Annotated in this window: 16 protein-coding genes; 8 read left to right on the top strand and 8 right to left on the bottom strand. The window is 38.2% G+C overall.

All coding sequences use genetic code 11. The features are described from left to right. Positions 1 to 7 precede the first annotated feature (7 nt). The gene (locus CA834_RS04450; RefSeq protein ID WP_240507465.1) at positions 8 to 1,165 is read left to right on the top strand and encodes a TlpA disulfide reductase family protein; all 1,158 of its coding nucleotides are present in this window, start codon (positions 8 to 10) and stop codon (positions 1,163 to 1,165) included. Positions 1,166 to 1,194: 29 nt separating this feature from the next. On the opposite strand, the gene CA834_RS04445 is transcribed toward CA834_RS04450, so the two are convergent. Then, positions 1,195 to 1,848: a rhomboid family intramembrane serine protease gene (locus CA834_RS04445; protein ID WP_094967468.1), complete on the bottom strand. Its 654-nt coding sequence runs from the start codon at positions 1,846 to 1,848 to the stop codon at positions 1,195 to 1,197. Between the two features lie 58 nt (positions 1,849 to 1,906). Here CA834_RS04445 and CA834_RS04440 point away from each other — a divergent pair, with 58 nt between their 5' ends. Further along, positions 1,907 to 2,800: a lysophospholipid acyltransferase family protein gene (locus CA834_RS04440; RefSeq protein ID WP_094967467.1), complete on the top strand. Its 894-nt coding sequence runs from the start codon at positions 1,907 to 1,909 to the stop codon at positions 2,798 to 2,800. Here the strand turns inward: CA834_RS04440 and CA834_RS04435 are convergent. Together CA834_RS04435 and glmM are read right to left on the bottom strand one after the other, a co-directional pair. After that, on the bottom strand, positions 2,797 to 4,305 hold the full coding sequence (locus tag CA834_RS04435) for an aminotransferase class V-fold PLP-dependent enzyme (protein ID WP_094967466.1): 1,509 nt from the start codon (positions 4,303 to 4,305) through the stop codon (positions 2,797 to 2,799). The genes CA834_RS04440 and CA834_RS04435 overlap by 4 nt on opposite strands. A gap of 29 nt (positions 4,306 to 4,334) precedes the next feature. Further along, complete coding sequence (glmM, locus tag CA834_RS04430; protein WP_094967465.1) at positions 4,335 to 5,723, bottom strand: phosphoglucosamine mutase; 1,389 nt, start codon at positions 5,721 to 5,723, stop codon at positions 4,335 to 4,337. A 69-nt stretch (positions 5,724 to 5,792) separates the two neighbouring features. Here glmM and CA834_RS04425 point away from each other — a divergent pair, with 69 nt between their 5' ends. From CA834_RS04425 to CA834_RS04405, 5 genes are all read left to right on the top strand, one after another. Continuing rightward, complete coding sequence (locus CA834_RS04425) at positions 5,793 to 6,398, top strand: acyl carrier protein phosphodiesterase (RefSeq protein ID WP_094967464.1); 606 nt, start codon at positions 5,793 to 5,795, stop codon at positions 6,396 to 6,398. Then, complete coding sequence (gene ggt / locus CA834_RS04420) at positions 6,395 to 8,098, top strand: gamma-glutamyltransferase (RefSeq protein ID WP_094967463.1); 1,704 nt, start codon at positions 6,395 to 6,397, stop codon at positions 8,096 to 8,098. The genes CA834_RS04425 and ggt overlap by 4 nt, the downstream gene beginning before the upstream one ends. 96 nt (positions 8,099 to 8,194) lie before the next feature. Beyond that, entirely contained in the window at positions 8,195 to 11,461 is a 3,267-nt protein-coding gene (locus CA834_RS04415) for a S41 family peptidase (RefSeq protein ID WP_094967462.1), read from the top strand. Between the two features lie 3 nt (positions 11,462 to 11,464). Then, complete coding sequence (locus CA834_RS04410) at positions 11,465 to 12,373, top strand: ATP-grasp domain-containing protein (protein ID WP_094967461.1); 909 nt, start codon at positions 11,465 to 11,467, stop codon at positions 12,371 to 12,373. Positions 12,374 to 12,386: 13 nt separating this feature from the next. Next, positions 12,387 to 13,124, top strand: a complete 738-nt coding sequence (locus tag CA834_RS04405) for a hypothetical protein (protein WP_240507464.1) — start codon at positions 12,387 to 12,389, stop codon at positions 13,122 to 13,124. 72 nt (positions 13,125 to 13,196) lie between these two features. On the opposite strand, the gene arsB is transcribed toward CA834_RS04405, so the two are convergent. From arsB to CA834_RS04380, 5 genes are all read right to left on the bottom strand, one after another. Then, positions 13,197 to 14,234, bottom strand: a complete 1,038-nt coding sequence (gene arsB, locus CA834_RS04400) for an ACR3 family arsenite efflux transporter (RefSeq protein WP_094967460.1) — start codon at positions 14,232 to 14,234, stop codon at positions 13,197 to 13,199. 3 nt (positions 14,235 to 14,237) lie between these two features. Beyond that, a complete protein-coding gene (locus CA834_RS04395) occupies positions 14,238 to 14,861 on the bottom strand; it encodes a low molecular weight phosphatase family protein (protein WP_094967732.1) in 624 nt (207 codons plus the stop codon). A gap of 22 nt (positions 14,862 to 14,883) precedes the next feature. Further along, positions 14,884 to 15,351, bottom strand: coding sequence for a DUF6428 family protein (locus CA834_RS04390; RefSeq protein ID WP_094967459.1), 468 nt, complete (start codon positions 15,349 to 15,351; stop codon positions 14,884 to 14,886). A 45-nt stretch (positions 15,352 to 15,396) separates the two neighbouring features. Then, the gene (locus tag CA834_RS04385; protein ID WP_094967458.1) at positions 15,397 to 15,729 is read right to left on the bottom strand and encodes an ArsR/SmtB family transcription factor; all 333 of its coding nucleotides are present in this window, start codon (positions 15,727 to 15,729) and stop codon (positions 15,397 to 15,399) included. A gap of 250 nt (positions 15,730 to 15,979) precedes the next feature. Then, positions 15,980 to 16,615 (bottom strand): transglutaminase-like domain-containing protein, encoded by a 636-nt coding sequence (locus CA834_RS04380; RefSeq protein ID WP_094967457.1) that lies wholly within the window; start codon positions 16,613 to 16,615, stop codon positions 15,980 to 15,982. Positions 16,616 to 16,954: 339 nt separating this feature from the next. Between CA834_RS04380 and uvrA the strand changes: the two genes are divergently transcribed. After that, on the top strand, positions 16,955 to 19,783 hold the full coding sequence (gene uvrA, locus CA834_RS04375; protein WP_094967456.1) for an excinuclease ABC subunit UvrA: 2,829 nt from the start codon (positions 16,955 to 16,957) through the stop codon (positions 19,781 to 19,783). Positions 19,784 to 19,837 lie beyond the last annotated feature (54 nt).

Raw genomic sequence — 19,837 nt, 5'->3', positions numbered from 1 at the left:
ACATATCATGAAAAGAGTACATTATTTTTTTATTATTTCCATCCTTTTTTTGGGATGCAAAAAAGAAGTTAGGACAGATTATAGTATTAAAGGAAATGCTAAAGATGTTTACAACGGAATCCGTGTATATTTAAATGATACTGATATTCGCGGAAGAATTGTACCTATTGACACAGCCATTGTCATCAACGAAACTTTTGTTTTTGAGGGTAAAGTCAAAAACCCAGGTATACTTTACCTAACTGCAAACAGTATAAATGGAAGACTTCCTGTATTTATGGAAAATAGTGAAATTTCAATTGACATTAATAAGGAAAATTTAAACAAATCTATCATTACTGGTTCTAAATCCCATGACATGTTTTCTGGATACCTCAAAGATGTACAAATTCTTCAGAAGGATTTGTTAATGCTCAACAATCTATACAGGAAAGCCCAATTAAATAAGGATACGCTCCAGATGGAAAAAAAATCACAAGAATTAGAAACAAAAAGAAAAGAGCTTAAAGAACTTCCTTACAATTTTATGAAGAATCATCCCAAGAGCTTCGTTAGCCTAGATTTATTCCAAGGCGAACTGAAAATGAAAGATATTGACTTCGAACGACTCTCCTCTATATTTGATCAATTTAGTCCAGAATTAAAGTCATCAACAAAAGCAATGGCTATAGCATCAGAACTTGATAAGCTAAAAATGGACTATGAGGCCAATAAAAATCTACAAATAGGTGCAAAAGCACCAGCATTTAGTGGTCCAAACCCTAATGGTGAAATGATTTCCCTTAAAGAAGTGGTAGACAAAGCTAAAGTTACGGTAATCGACTTCTGGGCGGCGTGGTGTGGTCCTTGCAGAAAAGAAAATCCAAATGTCGTTAGAATCTACAATAAATATCACGAGCAAGGTTTAGAAATAATTGGCGTATCCTTAGATGGACAATCACGTCAAAAAGATCCTAAAGCCAAATGGTTAGAGGCCATAGCACAGGATAATTTAACATGGAACCACATCTCTAATCTCAAGTATTTTAATGATCCCATTGCCCAACTTTACAATATAAACGCAATTCCTGCGACATACATTTTAGATGAATCAGGTAAAATTGTAGCCAAAAACCTCAGAGGTCCAGCCCTTGAAATAAAAATTAAGGAACTTATTGAAAACTAGGATAACACCTGCCTACAGGGTAAGTTATTTCAATGCAATTTGCCAGTTTTATAAAGAACGAATAAGATTACTATGGGCACTGCCAATAAGGCTACATGGCTTAGGTCTGTCTTGAATAGACTTGGTAGCAGAAGCAAGGTCACTACATAACCGCCAACTGCCCCTCCGAAGTGTGCATCATGACCGATGTTTCCTATTCTATTTTTCATACCATAAATGGAATATAACAAATAGCCTATTCCAAAAACATAGCCTGGAATAGGAATTGGAATAAAAAACATGTACAGGTTCATCTCAGGATTTAAGAGTATAGCAGCATAAAGAACTCCTGTAACTGCACCACTGGCACCAACAGCACTATACCAAAATTCGTCTTTGTGAAAATATAAGGATAGTAGGTTACCAAATATTAAACTAGCGATATAAATTATAACAAAGCTCAATGTACCTAGCTGAGCGATAACCGTATGGGCAAAAAAATAAAGAGTTAGCATATTAAATAGTAAATGCGTAGTATCGACGTGCAAAAATCCAGAACTGAACATTCTGATTTGATCACCTCGCCTTATTTGGCCAACATTAAATTTATAACGCTCAAAAAATATTCTATTATCAAAACCCCTTAAGGATGCCATGACATTGGCAGCAATGATAATACCGGTAACTAAATCTAAATTGTACATAAAAACGGTCTATTGCCCCAAATATAATATATTTGCGCTTCAGATATAATATCGTCTAATGCAACTGCTCGCCTATATAATCATATACCCCTTGCTCTGGCTAGTTTCTATTCTACCATTCAAGTTATTATACGCTTTATCTGATGTTCTATATGTTTTTATTTATAAGATTTTTGGCTACAGAAAATCCACGGTAAAAGAAAACTTAAGACTCGTTTTTCCTGAAAAATCGGAAAAGGAATATTCTGAAATTATGGATAAATTCTATCATCATCTATGTGATATGGTAGTCGAATCCATTAAGTCCATGTCTATTTCAGAAGCCGAATTGAAAAAGCGTTACACATTTACCAATATAGAACTCATCAATGATTTAGAGAAACGAAAGCGCAGTATCATTTTAATGTGCGGCCACTACGGCAGTTGGGAATGGATTTTTATTCTTCAGACTTACATTAAATACAAGGGCTACGCTATCTATAAACGCTTACGGAACAAATATTTTGATCGCTTAGCTAAGCGCATTCGTGCAAAACACAATACCTACCTCATCACTACAAAAGAAACCTTTGAGGTCCTTAACACCTGTAAAAAGAAAGGCGAATTGACTATAAACGGCTTCGTATCAGACCAGTCACCTAAAGCTACAAAGGCACTTCACTGGAATGAATTTATGGGCATTAAAGTACCAATGTACACAGGTGCAGAGACCCTAGCTAAAAAATTAGATATGGCTGTTGTATTTTTTCGTGTAAAGCGAATTAAACGCGGCTATTATGAAACTACCTTTGAGACCATTACTGAGCATCCCAAGGACTTTAAGGATTATGAGATTACTGACTTATTCTTCAAATTAGTTGAGAGACAAATATTGGAGGCTCCTCAATATTACCTTTGGACCCACAAACGCTGGAAACACAGGGATAAGGTTCCGAAAGAATTTCAGTCTTAAATCTCGAACCAGGAATCTATGTCAATGGAAGGTGTCGCATTATTTAATCGCGACTTGTGTATAAATTCATTAGAATTTCTTGAGTATTCATAATCCTTAGCCCATTCTTTATGATGTTTGGCTAAACTAATAATACTACTACATACAAATTCTATCTCTTCATTCGTGGTTGTTGGGTGAATGGACATTCGTATCCAACCGGGCTTGCGCACCAAATCCCCAATAGAGATTTCATCGGTTAATTCATGAGAAGTTTCATAATCCACATGTAACAAATAATGACCGTAAGTCCCAGCGCAGCTACAACCGCCTCTTGTCTGAATACCAAACTTATCATTGAGTAATTTTACCCCAAGATTGTAATGTAAATCATCAATATAAAAGGAAATAACACCCAATCGATTTTTGTGCTGTCCTGCAAGAATATTAATATTTGAAATAGGCGCTAAACGCTTAAAAATTATATCTACCAGTTGGTGCTCACGTTCTAAAATTTTGCTCACACCCATCTGCTCTTTTAACTTAATAGCCAACGCTGTTTTTATGGTTTGAAGAAAACCAGGTGTACCGCCATCTTCCCTATCCTCTATATTGTCAATATACTTATGTTCGCCCCAGGGATTGGTCCAACTAACGGTTCCTCCACCAGGACAGTCGGGCACCATATTTTTATATAACTTTTTGCTAAAAACCAACACTCCAGATGACCCCGGACCACCTAAGAATTTATGTGGTGAAAAAAATATGGCATCTAGACTGGCATTCTCGTCCTTTGGGTGCATGTCAATATCTACATAGGGTGCTGAGCAGGCAAAATCCACAAAACAAACACCACCGTGTTTATGCATTAATTTTGCCACCTCATAGTATGGATTTTGAATTCCTGTAACGTTAGAGCCTGCAATAACAGATGCTATCTTTATAGTATAATCCTTATATTCTCTGAGTAATTTTTCCAAATTCGATAAACTGAACAAGCCATCCTTTCCCGGAGGAATAACCTCTACCTTCGCCATAGTCTCCAACCAAGAGGTGTGGTTAGAGTGATGTTCCATATGGGATACAAAAACCACTGGGCGCATCTCGTCTGGAATTGTGGTTAGTTCCTTTAAGTTTTCAGGAATCTTTAACCCTAATATACGCTGGAATTTATTGACCACGCCGGTCATTCCATTTCCTGATACGATAAGTACGTCATCTTCATTAGAATTGACATGCTGTTTTATAATTTCCTTAGCTTTGTGATAGGCTCTGGTCATAGCCGTACCGGAAACTGTGGTTTCCGTGTGTGTATTAGCCACAAAAGGTCCAAATTCCCTTAATAATTTATGTTCAATGGGTCTGTACAATCGACCTGAAGCCGTCCAATCCGTATAAATGATTTTCTGCTCACCGTATGGAGATACAAAGGTTTGGTCCTGACCAACGATATGTGTTCTGAACCTATTGAAATACTGTTCTAAATCTGAACCTTGTTTAGTTACTATTTGTGGTCTCAAGGACATGATTTCGTTTGATTTTATATACTAAGATACTAAATATTGGCAATTGCCTTTATCTCTTCAATAATACGATCAGCCAACGCATCAGCAGCATTCTGTGACTGAGCTTCCGTATAAATTCTAATAATAGGTTCTGTATTGCTTTTTCGTAAGTGTACCCAGGAATCGGCAAAATCAATTTTAACACCATCTATGGTCGTTAACTTTTCATTGCTATATTTAGATTTCATAGCATCCAAAATGGCATCAACATCAAGCTCAGGGGTTAACTGAATTTTCTTTTTGCTCATGTAATACAGTGGATACGTCGCTTTTAATTCACTTACAGTCATTTTCTTTTCTGCCAATAAACTTAAAAACAAAGCCACTCCAACCAAGGCATCACGACCATAATGCAATTCCGGATAAATAATACCGCCATTCCCTTCACCACCAATAATGGCCTTGTTCTTTTTCATCAATTCAACCACATTTACCTCGCCCACAGCGCTGGCCTCATAAGTACCACCATATTTTTCGGTAACATCCCTAAGCGCTCTCGTAGAACTCATATTACTAACCGTATTGCCTGGAGTTTTACTTAAGACATAATCTGCACAAGCCACTAAGGTATATTCCTCACCAAACATTTCACCCTTTTCATCCATAAATGCCAAGCGATCGACATCTGGATCAACAACTATCCCTAAGTCTGCACCTTCTTTTATCACGGCTTCCGACAAATCCGTTAAATGTTCTTTGAGCGGTTCCGGATTATGGGGAAAATGTCCATTAGGTTCACAATACAACTTAATAGGATGGACACCCAAACGCTCCAACAACAAAGGAATAGCTATACCTCCTGTTGAATTAACACCATCGACAACCACTTTAAGATTGGCATCTTCTATTGCTTTTTTATTTACCAACGGCAAATCCAGCACTTCATCAATATGTAAATCGATATAGGCTTCATTTTTGGTGATACGGCCTAAAGCATCCACATCAGAAAATATCATATTACCGGACGTCGCTATTTCCAGTATTTTTTGTCCTTCTACCCCATTTAGGAACTCACCTTTGGCATTTAAAAGTTTTAAGGCGTTCCATTGTTTTGGGTTATGGCTAGCAGTTAATATAATGCCGCCGTCAGCATGTTCCATTGGAACAGCAACCTCTACTGTTGGTGTAGTAGATAAACCTACATCTATTACATGAATACCTAAACCAACCAGGGTATTCATTACCAGGTTTTGAATCATTTCTCCAGAAATACGTGCATCCCGGCCCACAACAACACGATAATGTTCTTTGTGGCGCTGCTGCTTAATCCACGTGCCATAAGCCGAGGCAAACTTAACAGCGTCTATAGGTGTAAGGTTTTCCTCTACTTTGCCTCCAATGGTTCCTCTTATTCCAGAAATTGATTTGATTAAAGTCATGTCAATAGGTTTTTAGCAAATATAACCATCTCGCCCTTTTTTGTTAGTATGAATTTGTAAATTCGGACCATGAATTTTCTGGCACATATTTTTCTTTCTGGAGACAATGAACTATTAACCATAGGTAATTTTGTAGCTGACGGGATTAGAGGTAAGAACTACAAAACCTATCCACAAGAAATGCAAGCAGGCATTTTGCTGCACCGCTTTATTGACACCTTTACAGACGCCCATCCCGTTTTTAGACAAAGTACCAAGCGTCTTCATGAACCATATGGGCACTACAGTGGTGTCATTGTAGATATTTTTTACGATCACTTTTTAGCAAAAAATTGGAAAAGATATTCCACGGTTGAATTAAGTATTTACGTAGAAAACTTTTATAACAGTTTAAATAAACACCTAGAATTATTGCCGCCAAAATTTCAACATCTTACACCTGTAATGATTCGAGGGAATTGGTTGTTAGGATATGCCACCATTAAAGGTATCCAGTCTGTTTTAAATGGTATGAACAGGCGAACTAAATACATGTCTAAAATGGATAAGGCTACTGCAGAACTCAAAGAGCATTATGATAAATTTGAAAGTGAATTCCTGACATTTTTTGACGATTTAATAAGGGTGAGCTCTGACAAAAGGCTTCAACTAGAAATAGAACATAATATAGCATGAAAAAACTCCTGTTTCTCCTCTTGGTAATAAGTTTTACCCAAAGCTGTAAAAAAGAACCTCAATCAAAATTATTAGGCTCTAACCCTAGGGGTCTTATCACTGAAACGGCAATGGTCGTAAGCGCACGAGAGGAAGCCTCTAAAATAGGTGTGGAGATTTTGAAAAAGGGCGGTAATGCCTTTGATGCCATGATGGCAACAGAAATGGCCTTAGCCGTTGTTTACCCATATGCTGGTAATCTTGGTGGTGGCGGTTTCTTGGTCTATCGATTAGCCGACGGCACTAAAGGTGCCTTAGATTACAGAGAAAAAGCACCAATGGCAGCTATAAAGAATATGTATCTCGATGAAGAAGGTAATATTATTAAAGGAAAAAGTACTTTAGGTAGTATGGCTATTGGAGTACCCGGTACTGTAGCCGGTGTTTTTAAAGCCCAAGAACGCTTCGGCAAGTTAGATGTAAAGTCTATCCTAAAACCTGTAATTGAATTGGCTAGAAACGGCTTTAAGGTTACAGAAATGCAGTCAGAACGCTTTGCCAAGAATGATAGTATTTTTAAGGTGATAAATGGCAAGGAAATACTTTTTAATAAACGCTTAACACAAGGCGATAGCGTCTTTAATGTTGCACTTGCCGCAACCTTAAAGCGCCTGGCAGAAAATGGCAAAGATGAGTTCTATAAGGGCCAAACAGCCAAAACATTAGTTGAATTCATTCAAGCTCATGGAGGCATCATCACCTTAGAGGATATGGCAAATTATGAATCTAAGTGGCGCGATCCAATTAGTTTTCAATATGATGATTTAACCATAACCTCCATGTCACCACCCTCTTCAGGCGGTATTGTACTTCAACAAATCATGAAAATGATTGAAGCCTTCAGTTTAGAAGATTACGGCCATAATTCACTCAAAGCCGTACAGGTTTTAGTTGAGGCTGAAAAGAGGGCATACGCCGACCGAAGTTATTATCTGGGTGATCCAGACTTTGTAGATATTCCCACTAAAGCCCTAACTAGCGATGTGTATTTAGAAAATAGAATGGCTGACTTCTCATTTGAAGCTGCTACGCCAGCAGATTCCATTGCGCACGGTAAAATTCTCGGTGATGAAAGTGATGAAACCACCCACTACTCTATCGTCGACCAATTTGGTAATGCTATCGCCGTGACAACCACCTTAAATGGCGGTTACGGTTCAAAATTATATGCTTCTGAATTGGGATTTTTTCTCAATAATGAAATGGATGATTTTAGCTCTAAGCCAGGTTCTCCTAATTCTTACGGCCTTATTGGTGCCCAAGCCAATAGCATAGCGCCTCAAAAGCGCATGCTCAGTTCCATGACACCTACCATAGTAGAAAAAGATGATGAGTTTTTTATGACACTTGGAACACCCGGAGGATCTACAATTATTACGTCGGTCTTACAGACTATTCTTAATGTCCATGAGTTTAAGCTTACCATGCAAGAGGCTGTTAATGCACCGCGATTCCATCATCAATGGCGACCGGATGAAATTAGGATGGAAACGCATGCTTTTGATCAAACCTTAATTGAGCAATTAAAGAGCAAGGGTTATAAGCTTAATTTTGAGCGTACACCTGTCATTGGTAGGGTAGATGGTATTTTAAGGCTTGAAGATGGCCGCCTAGAGGGTGGTGCAGACAAAAGAGGCGACGATACTGCCGTTGGATTTTAAGGTTTTAACAACTTTTTAGAGCATCTCAATCGTCTAAATTGTATCTTTAAACCTACCCATTCAGTTGTCTTAACCTTATTCTAAAACTAATCGAAAATGAAATATGTAATTACTTCTCTGATGCTTCTAATGACCTTAGTTGGTTATACTCAAGGCACACAATTACTCAGACAACCAACTATGCACGGCAATGATGTGGTCTTTGTTTATGCCAATGATCTATGGAAGGTTTCATCCAATGGTGGGGCTGCGGCAAGACTTACAAGTGACGAAGGCTATGAGTCTAGCCCGCATTTCTCCCCCAATGGAGATTATATCGCCTTTACAGCACAATATGATGGAAATACCGATGTTTTTGTGATTCCATCTCAAGGTGGTGAGCCTAAACGCCTCACCTATCATCCAAGTGGTGATTTTGTGCAAGGTTGGACTCCGGATGGAAAAGTTCTATTTAATTCGAGTAGAAACGGCCAACCAACCATGACCAGCAAATTTTTCACCATAGGTCTGAATGGCGGTTTACCCGAACCACTAGATATACCACGTGCTGCTTATGGAGAAATTTCCGAGGACGGAAAGCATATCGCTTACACACCTATTACAGGTTGGGATGCCGAATGGCGTAATTACCGAGGTGGTCAGGCTATGCCAATATGGGTCGTAAATTTAAAAACCAAGGAATTAATCCGAACCTCACAACCCACTAAGGAACGTCATCTTGATCCTGTTTGGTTAAATGGAATCGTCTATTTCATGTCAGAACGCGATTATACCATGAATATCTGGTCCTTTAACCCTGCGACCAAGGAAGAAAAGCAAATTACCTTTCATAAGAAATTTGATGTAAAAAGCCTTGACGCCAGTGAAGATAAAATCATCTATGAACAAGGTGGATATCTTCGTATTTATAATCCGAATAATGGTGAAACCAAACAGTTAACTATTGACGTTAACGCCGATCTTAATTTCTACCGCACAAAGTGGGATAACGTGTCCGCAAGAAATTTATCTAATCCTAATCTATCGCCTCAAGGTAAACGTGCTATTTTTGAATATCGCGGTGAAATTTTTACAGCTCCCAAGGAGAACGGAACTTGGATGAACCTCACCAACTCTCCCGGTGTGGCAGATCGTAATCCTATTTGGTCACCAAAAGGTGATAAGGTCGCTTGGTTTTCTGATAAAAGTGGGGAATACCAATTGATACTAGCGAATCAAGACGGTTCCAATACGGAAGCTATTACACTACCGAATCCAACATTTTATTTTCAACCTGATTGGTCACCAGACGGTAAATACATCGCTTACACTGACACGCACTACAATATTTGGATCGTAGATTTAGATACGAAAAAGACAAAAGTTGTTGATACAGACCGATATGCACATCCAAATCGTGCTATGAATCCGATCTGGTCCCCAGATAGCAAATGGATTGCCTATTCCAAACAACAGGATAGTCATTTTAAAGCCATTTTTGCATACAACATTGACTCAGGCAAAATAGTACAACTTACAGATCCCTTAGCTGATGCTATAACCCCTGTTTGGGATGCCTCGGGTAAATATCTTTATACATTAGCCAGCACCAATTATGGACTTCAATCGGGCTGGTTGGATATGAGCTCGTATGATCCCGGTTCAAGGATAGAAAGAGGCTTATATGCCATCATTCTAAGTGCAGACGGTCAAGCACCTAACCTCCCTCAAAATGAAATGGCTAAGGTTGAATCTAAAGACAGCGATGATAATGGTGATAATACTGACACGAAAAAAGATAAAGACACCTCCAAAGAAATTACGGTAACTATTGATGAAACAGGAATTATGGACCGGGCTGTTGCACTTCAATTACCACCTAGAAATTACGTGGCCTTATTAAAAGGTCCTAAAAATAAAGTCTTTATTGCTGAATCCATCCCCAATGAGCGCGGTTTAAAAGTACATTCCTATGACGTAGAAAAGGAAAAAGCAACAGATTTCGCCACTGGTGTGTCTGGAATGGTAGCCTCTGAAGACAGAAAATCTATTTTGCTTTCCCAAAATGGAAATTGGGTCCTTACCGATACTAGTACCCCACCAAAACCCGGAAAAGACAACCTTAAGATTGACTTTAAAATAAAGCTAGACCCAAAAGCGGAGGCACATCAAATATTTAAGGAGGGATGGCGCTATATGCGCGATTTCCTTTACGTAGATAATGTACACGGTGCCCCATGGGACGATATCTATGAATGGTATTCACCTTGGGTTGACCATGTTAGGCATCGCACAGATTTAAACTATGTCGTAGACATTATGAGTGGTGAGGTAGCTATTGGTCATTCCTACGTGAGTGGTGGAGATTTTCCAAATTTAGACAATGTACCGGTTGGTCTTTTAGGTTGTGATTTTGATGTTTCAAAAAATAGTTATAGAATTTCCAAGATTTACAATGGCGAGCGTTGGAATCCAAATATTGATGCACCATTGGCAAAACCAGGAATTAATGTCAATGTAGGAGATTATCTTTTAGCCATTAATGGAATTACCCTAAATGCCGATGTAAATCCTTACAAGCTCCTAGAACAGACTGCCGGACGTGAGATTTCAATAACAGTAAATTCTAAACCATCCATGGATGGCGCCAGAACAATAACCGTAAAACCTGTATCCAGCGAACGTGGACTTAGAACTATAGATTGGATTGAAGGCAATAGACGAAAGGTTGATAAACTATCAAATGGAAAATTGGCCTATGTCTATGTACCCAATACTGGTAACGGTGGATTCTCTGCCTTTAACCGTTATTACTTTTCCCAACAAGATAAAAAGGGAGCTATAATAGACGAGCGGAATAATGGCGGCGGATCAGCTGCCGACTACATGATTGATATCATGTCTCGCGAACTATTTGGTTATTTCAATAGTAAGGCCAATGACAACCGTCCTTGGACCACGCCTATGGCTGGTATATGGGGTCCAAAAGTGATGATAATCAATGAACGTGCCGGGTCTGGTGGTGACCTCTTACCCTACATGTTTAAAAAGAAAGCTATTGGTCCTCTCGTTGGCACAAGAACTTGGGGAGGTCTTGTAGGAACTTGGGATACGCCTCGTTTTATCGATGGCGGTAGAATGGTAGCTCCACGAGGAGGTTTCTTTGATGTTAATGGCGAATGGGCTGTTGAAGGCGAAGGTGTGGCCCCTGACATTGAAGTGATTCAACACCCAAAGGAAACGTCTAAGGGCAATGATCCGCAGTTAGAACGTGCGGTAGAAGAAGCTATGAAATTATTAAAGGTCAATGAATTTAAATTGAAGCCAGAACCGGCTCCACCAATTCGGTGGAAACGTCCTGAAGGCTACAAAAGTGACAATTAGAACATGCCTAACTTTGATTGTATTGTTCTAACCGATAACAGATACCTGAAAGATTCTAGTGACGCCTATAAACATAATGTCTTTTATGAAGACCAACTTTTAGTTCAAGCATTGAAGTCACTAGGCCTAGCCGTTGACCGCCTGGCTTGGGACCACCCGAGTTTCGATTGGTCAACAACACAATGTATCGTTTTTAGGACCACTTGGGATTATTTTGACCGTTTCGATGTGTTTTCGAAATGGTTAAACCAAGTTTCAAAAGTTACGCAGCTTATAAATTCAGAAGCATTAATCCGTTGGAACCTCGATAAACTTTATTTGCAAGATTTAGCTGAAAAAGGTATTCCTATACCAGAGACCAAGTATATAAAACAGGGGGCCTTGATTTCACTGAGAAGGCTGCATGAACAATTAGGATGGACAGAAACCGTGCTTAAACCTTGTATATCTGGAGCGGGTCGGCATACCTATTTACTGAATTCAGAAACTATTGAAGACCATGAGGCTATTTTTGAAACGCTTCTTACAAACGAATCCATGATGCTGCAGCCTTTTCAACATAATATAGTTAGCCAAGGCGAGATTTCCATGATGGTATTTAATGGGTTGTTTAGCCATGCTGTCTTAAAGAAAGCCAAACCAGGCGATTTTAGAGTTCAGGATGATTTTGGAGGCACTGTTCACGATTATAGCCCAAGTTCACAGGAAATTGAATTTGCAGAAAATGCGGCAAAAGCATGTCCGGAATTACCCATTTATGCTCGAGTCGATATATTTTACGATAATAATGATTTATTAGCTGTATCTGAATTAGAACTTATTGAACCCGAATTGTGGTTTAGAAATTTTCCTAATGCTGCTATGGTATTGGCTAAAATCATAAAAGAAAAACTAAATGCAATACGCTCATAAAATTTGAAATACCGTGGCAAAATCAATACCATTCAAACGCATCTTAAAAATTATTGTAGGACTGATTATCTTCCTTACCCTGCCCTCACTTCTCTTTTTCGGATTTCTATATTTTAAATACAATGAAGATTTACCTGAAGGACAACAAGGTCCTAAGGCCAATGCATTAGCACAAACAATGTTAGAGGCTTTAAACAACGACGCTTACCTAAATACAGATTACTTAGAGTGGACGTTTAAAGGGCAACACAGTTATAAATGGTATAAAACGGATGGAAAATGTGAGGTGACTTGGAAAAATTTTAAAGTGCTCCTTGATTTAAAAAACAAAGATAATTCACAGGTCTTTGTGGCTGAGCAAGAGTATAATGGTATTGAAAAGCAAGGTTATATAGAACAAGCAATCAACTACTTCAATAACGATTCCTTTTGGTTGGTCGCCCCTTACAAAGTCTTTGACCCAGGTACAGTACGGAAGTTGGTCACCACAGAAAACGGTAAGAACGCTTTATTAATAACTTATGCCTCAGGCGGAACAACACCTGGTGATTCCTATCTTTGGCATTTGGACGATAATGGCAAGCCTAAAAGTTTTCAAATGTGGGTAAAAATCATACCCATTGGTGGTTTGGAAGCCTCTTGGGAGCAATGGATTACCACCGAAAGCGGCGCAGCTTTACCCACATTTCATAAATTATTCTTTCTGGGGATAGAATTACAAGATATAAAGGGCTTGAGCCTAAGCCAATAGCTACTTCAGAATTCGAACTATATTAAAACCTTCGGAAAGTACATAAGGGTAAAAACAAAAGACCTTACACACCTACGCACTGTAATATTTCTTTCGTAACCAAAACGAAACCCTAACTAATAAAATCAAGGCAGGGACCTCTACCAAAGGACCAACAACCCCTGCAAATGCTTGTCCTGAGTTCAGACCAAACACGGCTATCGCCACCGCAATTGCTAATTCAAAATTATTTCCTGCTGCTGTAAAAGCTACTGATGCTGTCTTATCGTAAGATGCTCCAATGGATTTGGAAACAAAAAAACCGATAATGAACATGAGGGTAAAATAAATAAGTAAAGGCAAAGCAATAATTACTACATCTAACGGAATTTCAACGATGAGTTCCCCTTTGAGTGAAAACATAATTATAATTGTAAATAGCAGTGCAATTAAAGTCATTGGCGAAATAGTTGGAATAAATTTCTTGGTGTACCACGCTTCCCCTTTTAGTTTTACCAAAATAAGTCTACTCAATAGACCAAGTACAAACGGAATGCCTAAATAAATAGCGACACTCTCTGCTATGGTTCCTATTGAAATATCTACAATAGCACCCTCAAATCCAAAATAGGGAGGTAAAACGGTTATAAAAATCCAAGCATAAAAACTATATGCAAACACTTGAAAAATACTATTTAAGGCTACCAAGCCGGCCCCATATTCGCTGCTACCTTCAGCCAGGTCATTCCAAACCAAAACCATAGCGATGCAGCGCGCCAGACCTATTAATATAAGTCCAACCATATATTCAGGGTAATCGCGTAAAAACGTGATAGCCAACACAAACATTAAAACAGGGCCAATAATCCAATTTAGAACAAGGGAGATTGTTAAAATTTTTGTATTTCTGAAAACTTTGGGTAACAGTGCATAATTCACCTTTGCTAAAGGTGGATACATCATCACTATTAGACCTACAGCGATTGGAATATTAGTAGTACCACTACTTAATGAGTTTATGATGTTTGGAAACGTTGGGATAAAATACCCTAATCCAACGCCAAAAGCCATTGCCACAAATATCCACAACGTAAGATTTCGATCTAGAAAACTCAATTTTTTTGTTGCCATGTTTCAAGAATTGATTTGTGAGAAAACATACTTCAGTTCAATTGCAATCTGCAGGCTCCGCTCCTCGTATTTTTCTGTTTGTTGTGGTGTATTGTCAAAAACTTTTGGATCTTCAAACGTCATAGGGATTCGGATTTCTGCCCCTGGAACAAATGGACAAGCCTCATTGGCTGAATCGCAAGTCATAATGGCCGCAAATCCAGACTTTGGATTAAAATCATTATCCAATTTTTTAGAAAACGCAATAATAGGATGTTCATTATTCGCATATTTAATTGCGTAGATAGGATTATTCTCTTCTGATAATTTTTGGACTTGAAATCCAGAATTCCTCAACGTTTCTGCAATCATAGGAAAAAGTGCGGTAGCTTCGGTGCCCCCCGAATAGCACATCACATTTTCAACATTAAAATAATGAGCTAGCGTTTGTGCCCACACTTGCGACAAATGACTTCTACGTGAATTGTGCGTACAGATAAAATTTAGGCGGACCTCTTTATCAGCAGAGACTTTTGCCTGAATAAAATCAATTAGTGGTTGTAAAATCGTCTTGCGTTCATCTGAAATAATAAGTAGGTCCAATTTTGAAATTGAATCTTCTAGTTTGGAAAATAGGGTTGACGTCATTCTAAAGGAAGTTCTATGATTTTTAGCAGCAATTTCCATCTGGTGAACAACAAGGTTCTTCGGTCAAGTCTACTAATTTTAATTTTGGTTTCTGAACTGGAATACCACATTTGTCTTTTGCTAAACAATCCGTTTGCCTTGTAGTAAGCAAGAAATTTTCTTCGTCAAAATCAAGACCAAATTTTTGAATGGTCTCCCCCTGATACTCTACTTCAATTTCTAAATCTTCTAGTTTCAAGATATTTTCTGAAAGTTCTATGATTTGAACTAGCTTTTCAGGATGCAGCCTATGATCGTAATCATCGGTGTTCCAAAGTTGAAAGTTCGCAACCTCTTCATTTCTTTCAGTGCCACCACAGTCTATAAAATGCTTGGTGATTTTGCCAACCTCCGTGACATGAAAATGATTGGGTACCAATGTACCATTAGGTAATTTAAATCTAATGATCTCTAATTGGTTTAGCTTATTTTTAAATTCTGATAATTTCACGATTGTATATTTTTTTTCAGTTACACGCTTAAAAAATTTAATTTTTCAACAGCATTCTTGATTATTACTAAGGTCCTGATTGAGAAATTCAGACATAACAGTTTTCATGGCGGTCCAATTTTCTTTATGAATGCAATAGCAAACACTCGTACCCTCAACATTTCCCTTAATTAACCCTAAATGTTTTAGCTCCTTTAAATGCTGGGAGATTGTGGGCTGAGCCAACCCTATTTCATTGACTAAGTCACCGCAAATACAGGCATTTATCTTAAACAGGTGCTGTAAAATTGAAACTCGCGCAGGATGCCCAAAAACTTTAGCAAACAGCGCTATTTTATTTTGTTGATCTGTAAATATTTCCGTTTTAGCTAATCCCATAATATTACTTTATTTGTATATTGCAATATTACGATAAATATTGTTATACTTGTTGTTTTTCATTAATAAATTAAAACTTTCTAATTCATAAACTAAATCCACTTGACACTGTACTTATACAATCATTGGTACTAAATCAACTTTAAATGCAAGCAGTTAGAAGTACCGTAATGTCTTTATTAAATCTTCTGGAATTAACAGAGATCTGTAGCAGGTCATTGCAAAGAACGGTCATTGAACTTGCAACTCATTACAATTTAAATTCTGTCATGGATTCATTAGTGTCAAAAATATGAGGATAATGTTCTTTAATATTTCTCTTCATAAATTCTAATGGCACATCCTCAAAATGTCCATAATCTTCAAGGTATTCCATAAAAAGACTGCCCTCTTCATTGAATTGCTGTAAAAAGGAATTGTTTTCCCCATCAAATTCCAGAGGCGCTACATTAAACTTCTGGCACAGTGTTTTATTAAATGCTGGGGACATCTTGAGCCATTTTCCATTTAAGTAAACACTGACCATTCCATGGGGTGTTAATTCATTTGAACCAAACTTTTCAATCAAGCGTTCTACGGCAAGGTGATTTTTTACTTTGCCCAAATGTATTCTAGAGGGTAATTGCATAGCCCTAAAACAGGCCACTAATAGTATAGATTTCTCAACACAATTTCCTGTTGGTCTTGTGGCTATATTGCTAGCTTTGTAATTTTCTTTTGAAAGATGTATATGGTAGGGGTCATATTTCCATTGGTCTCGTACCTTGGTATACAGCCCTATAGCTTTCTCCTTTTGAGTTGTAGAATCATTTTTAAATTCTAAAATCAACCTTTGAATGGTTGGGTGGTCATAATCTAAATAATATGATGATTCTAAATATTTCATTCTATATGAAAGCTTTTTGTTTGCGGATTTGGCTTTATTCTGTACGTTTAATTCACTAACACTATTGAGTTACCAGTCCATTTCATTCCATTAAACACCGAAATATAATTAAAATTTACCTATTGCCTTGAGGGCTATTGCCTATGCCATTATTTTATTTATAGACATTATCAACACCCATATCAGTTCTATTCTTTTTGCTTCCTTCACTGCGTTATATCGCAACAAACCTTCACATCAATTTAACATCTAAAATTGTACCTTTGCACCTTTGCTTATTCTACTCAAGCATAAGTAGAAAAACATAAGAAATCATTTAATTTCTGCCTTATAATTGCTATGACAACAACCAACGACGCTATTGAAGTAAAAGGAGCGCGAGTTCACAATCTAAAGAACATCGATGTAAGTATACCTCGGGACAAACTTGTGGTTATTACGGGCCTTTCAGGTAGCGGGAAATCATCCTTGGCTTTTGATACTATTTACGCCGAAGGACAGCGTCGTTACATAGAAACTTTTTCAGCCTATGCGCGTCAATTTTTGGGCAGTCTTGAACGACCAGATGTGGATAAAATAGATGGTCTTTCTCCCGTTATAGCGATTGAGCAAAAAACTACCAGCAAATCACCGCGTTCTACAGTAGGGACCATCACAGAGATTTATGATTTTCTTCGACTATTATTTGCCCGTGCTTCCGACGCTTACAGCTATGAAACAGGTGAAAAAATGGTCAGCTACAGCGATGAGCAAATCAAAGACCTAATTTTAGAGTCTTACAAAGGCAAACGCATCAATATTTTATCACCAGTCATAAGGTCGCGTAAAGGTCATTACCGCGAGCTCTTCGAGCAAATCGCCAAACAAGGTTTCGTAAAAGTAAGAACAGATGGGGAAATCGTTGACCTTGAAAAAGGCATGAAACTAGATCGCTACAAAACCCACGACATAGAAATTGTTATTGATCGTCTTAAAATAGATGCCACCCAAGACAATGAAAAGCGCTTAATGGAATCTATTAATACAGCCATGTATCATGGAGATAATGTATTAATGGTCATTGATCAAGACACTAATGAATCTCGATTTTTCAGTCGTAATCTCATGTGTCCTTCCTCTGGCATCTCTTACCCAAACCCAGAGCCTAATAATTTCTCCTTTAATTCACCTAAGGGTGCCTGTCCAAACTGTAACGGTATTGGAGAATTGTATGTGGTCAATGAAAATAAGTTGGTCCCGGATGAATCCTTATCTATTAAAAATGGGGCTCTAGCACCTCATGGGCCACAAAAGAAAAGCTGGATTTTTAAACAATTTGATACCATTGCGCAGCGTTTTGATTTTTCTTTGAGCGACCCATGGAAAGATATTCCACAAGAAGCCAAAGACATGATTCTTTTTGGTGGCAAAGACAAGTTCACCGTAGAAAGCAAATTATTAGGAGTTACCAGAGATTACAATATTGATTTTGAAGGTGTGGCTAACTTTATCGAGAGCCAATATAAATCCAATTCAACGTCATTAGTGAGATGGGCTAAGGAGTATATGGATAAGGTAGAATGCGGTACTTGCGCAGGGTCTAGGTTGAGAAAAGAGTCACTTTATTTTAAAATTGACGGAAAAAGCATTGCCGATTTGGTGAAAATGGACATCCAAGAGCTCGCTAAATGGCTTGAAGGTTTAAATGAACGTCTAACCAACAAACAGGTACAAATTGCTTCTGAAATCTTAAAGGAAATAAAAAGTAGAGTTCAATTTTTATTAGACGTTGGACTCACCTATCTGTCCCTTAACCGCAGCTCAAAATCCTTATCTGGTGGAGAAGCGCAACGCATTAGGTTGGCTACACAAATTGGATCACAATTGGTTGGCGTGCTATATATCCTTGATGAACCTAGTATTGGATTACATCAACGCGATAATGAAAAATTAATTAACTCCTTAGAATCACTGCGCGATGTTGGAAATTCAGTTATTGTAGTTGAGCACGATAAAGACATGATTATACGCGCAGATTATGTCATTGACATAGGACCCCACGCGGGAAAACACGGTGGGGAAATTATAAGCGAAGGAACACCTAAACAATTATTGAGTCATCATACTACAACCGCTGAGTACCTCAACGGTGAGAAACAAATTGAAATTCCAGAAAATCGCAGAAAAGGGAATGGCAAAAAGCTGTTTTTAAAAGGTTGTACCGGGAATAACTTAAAGGCAGTGGATGTTGAGTTTCCTTTGGGTAAAATGATTGGTGTGACAGGAGTTTCGGGCAGTGGGAAATCCACATTAATCAATGAAACCCTCTACCCTATCTTAAATGCTCATTTTTTTAATGCTGTGAAAAAACCCATGCCGTACAAAAGCATCAAGGGCTTAGAGTATATAGATAAAGTAATCGACATCAACCAATCACCTATCGGAAGAACACCTAGAAGTAATCCTGCCACCTACACTGGTGTTTTTAGTGAAATACGCAGTCTGTATTCTAAAATTCCTGAAGCCATGATTCGCGGTTATAAACCAGGCCGATTTAGCTTTAATGTGGCCGGAGGCCGTTGTGAAACCTGTCAAGGCGGTGGCGTAAGGGTGATAGAGATGAATTTCTTACCCGACGTTTATGTAGAGTGCGAAACCTGTCAAGGAAAACGTTTCAATAGAGAAACGCTTGAAATTCGCTATAAAGGGAAGTCTATCAGTGATGTCCTGGCTATGACCATAGAGGAGGCGGTGAGTTTCTTTGAACATATACCTAAAATATACAGGAAATTAAAGACCATAGAAGATGTAGGCTTGGGGTACATTACGTTAGGGCAACAGAGCACAACCCTTTCAGGTGGAGAGGCACAACGTATTAAGCTGGCCACGGAACTTAGCAAGAGAGACACTGGTAATACCTTTTATATATTAGATGAGCCCACTACTGGTTTACATTTTGAAGATATCAATGTGCTTATGAAAGTGCTAAATAAACTGGCGGACAAAGGGAATACCGTGCTTATCATTGAACATAATCTCGATGTTATTAAAATGGTAGATTACATAATTGATATTGGTTATGAAGGCGGAAAAGCTGGTGGAGAGGTTGTAGCCACAGGTGCTCCAGAACAACTCATCAAGGATAATAAGAGTTATACCGCTAAATTTTTGAGAAAAGAATTAAATTAGCTAGCTAGTGCGCTTGTAATGGGTATTGAGCTTAATTAAGCTTATTAAACAAAA

Source organism: Winogradskyella aurantia, assembly GCF_002266855.1.
GTDB lineage: Bacteria > Bacteroidota > Bacteroidia > Flavobacteriales > Flavobacteriaceae > Winogradskyella > Winogradskyella aurantia.
Note: the sequence above shows the minus strand (reverse complement) of the source record. Positions and strands in the feature narration are given on the sequence as shown.

What these genes read in the sequence shown, in the direction of transcription:
- CA834_RS04425 (WP_094967464.1), top strand. Translation starts at nt 5,793, where the DNA reads ATGAATTTTCTGGCACATATTTTTCTTTCTGGAGACAATGAACTATTA.
- CA834_RS04415 (WP_094967462.1), top strand. Translation starts at nt 8,195, where the DNA reads ATGAAATATGTAATTACTTCTCTGATGCTTCTAATGACCTTAGTTGGT.
- glmM (WP_094967465.1), bottom strand. Translation starts at nt 5,723, where the DNA reads ATGACTTTAATCAAATCAATTTCTGGAATAAGAGGAACCATTGGAGGC.
- CA834_RS04440 (WP_094967467.1), top strand. Translation starts at nt 1,907, where the DNA reads ATGCAACTGCTCGCCTATATAATCATATACCCCTTGCTCTGGCTAGTT.
- CA834_RS04380 (WP_094967457.1), bottom strand. Translation starts at nt 16,615, where the DNA reads ATGAAATATTTAGAATCATCATATTATTTAGATTATGACCACCCAACC.
- CA834_RS04385 (WP_094967458.1), bottom strand. Translation starts at nt 15,729, where the DNA reads ATGGGATTAGCTAAAACGGAAATATTTACAGATCAACAAAATAAAATA.
- uvrA (WP_094967456.1), top strand. Translation starts at nt 16,955, where the DNA reads ATGACAACAACCAACGACGCTATTGAAGTAAAAGGAGCGCGAGTTCAC.
- CA834_RS04435 (WP_094967466.1), bottom strand. Translation starts at nt 4,305, where the DNA reads ATGTCCTTGAGACCACAAATAGTAACTAAACAAGGTTCAGATTTAGAA.
- CA834_RS04445 (WP_094967468.1), bottom strand. Translation starts at nt 1,848, where the DNA reads ATGTACAATTTAGATTTAGTTACCGGTATTATCATTGCTGCCAATGTC.
- CA834_RS04395 (WP_094967732.1), bottom strand. Translation starts at nt 14,861, where the DNA reads ATGACGTCAACCCTATTTTCCAAACTAGAAGATTCAATTTCAAAATTG.
- CA834_RS04450 (WP_240507465.1), top strand. Translation starts at nt 8, where the DNA reads ATGAAAAGAGTACATTATTTTTTTATTATTTCCATCCTTTTTTTGGGA.
- ggt (WP_094967463.1), top strand. Translation starts at nt 6,395, where the DNA reads ATGAAAAAACTCCTGTTTCTCCTCTTGGTAATAAGTTTTACCCAAAGC.
- arsB (WP_094967460.1), bottom strand. Translation starts at nt 14,234, where the DNA reads ATGGCAACAAAAAAATTGAGTTTTCTAGATCGAAATCTTACGTTGTGG.
- CA834_RS04410 (WP_094967461.1), top strand. Translation starts at nt 11,465, where the DNA reads ATGCCTAACTTTGATTGTATTGTTCTAACCGATAACAGATACCTGAAA.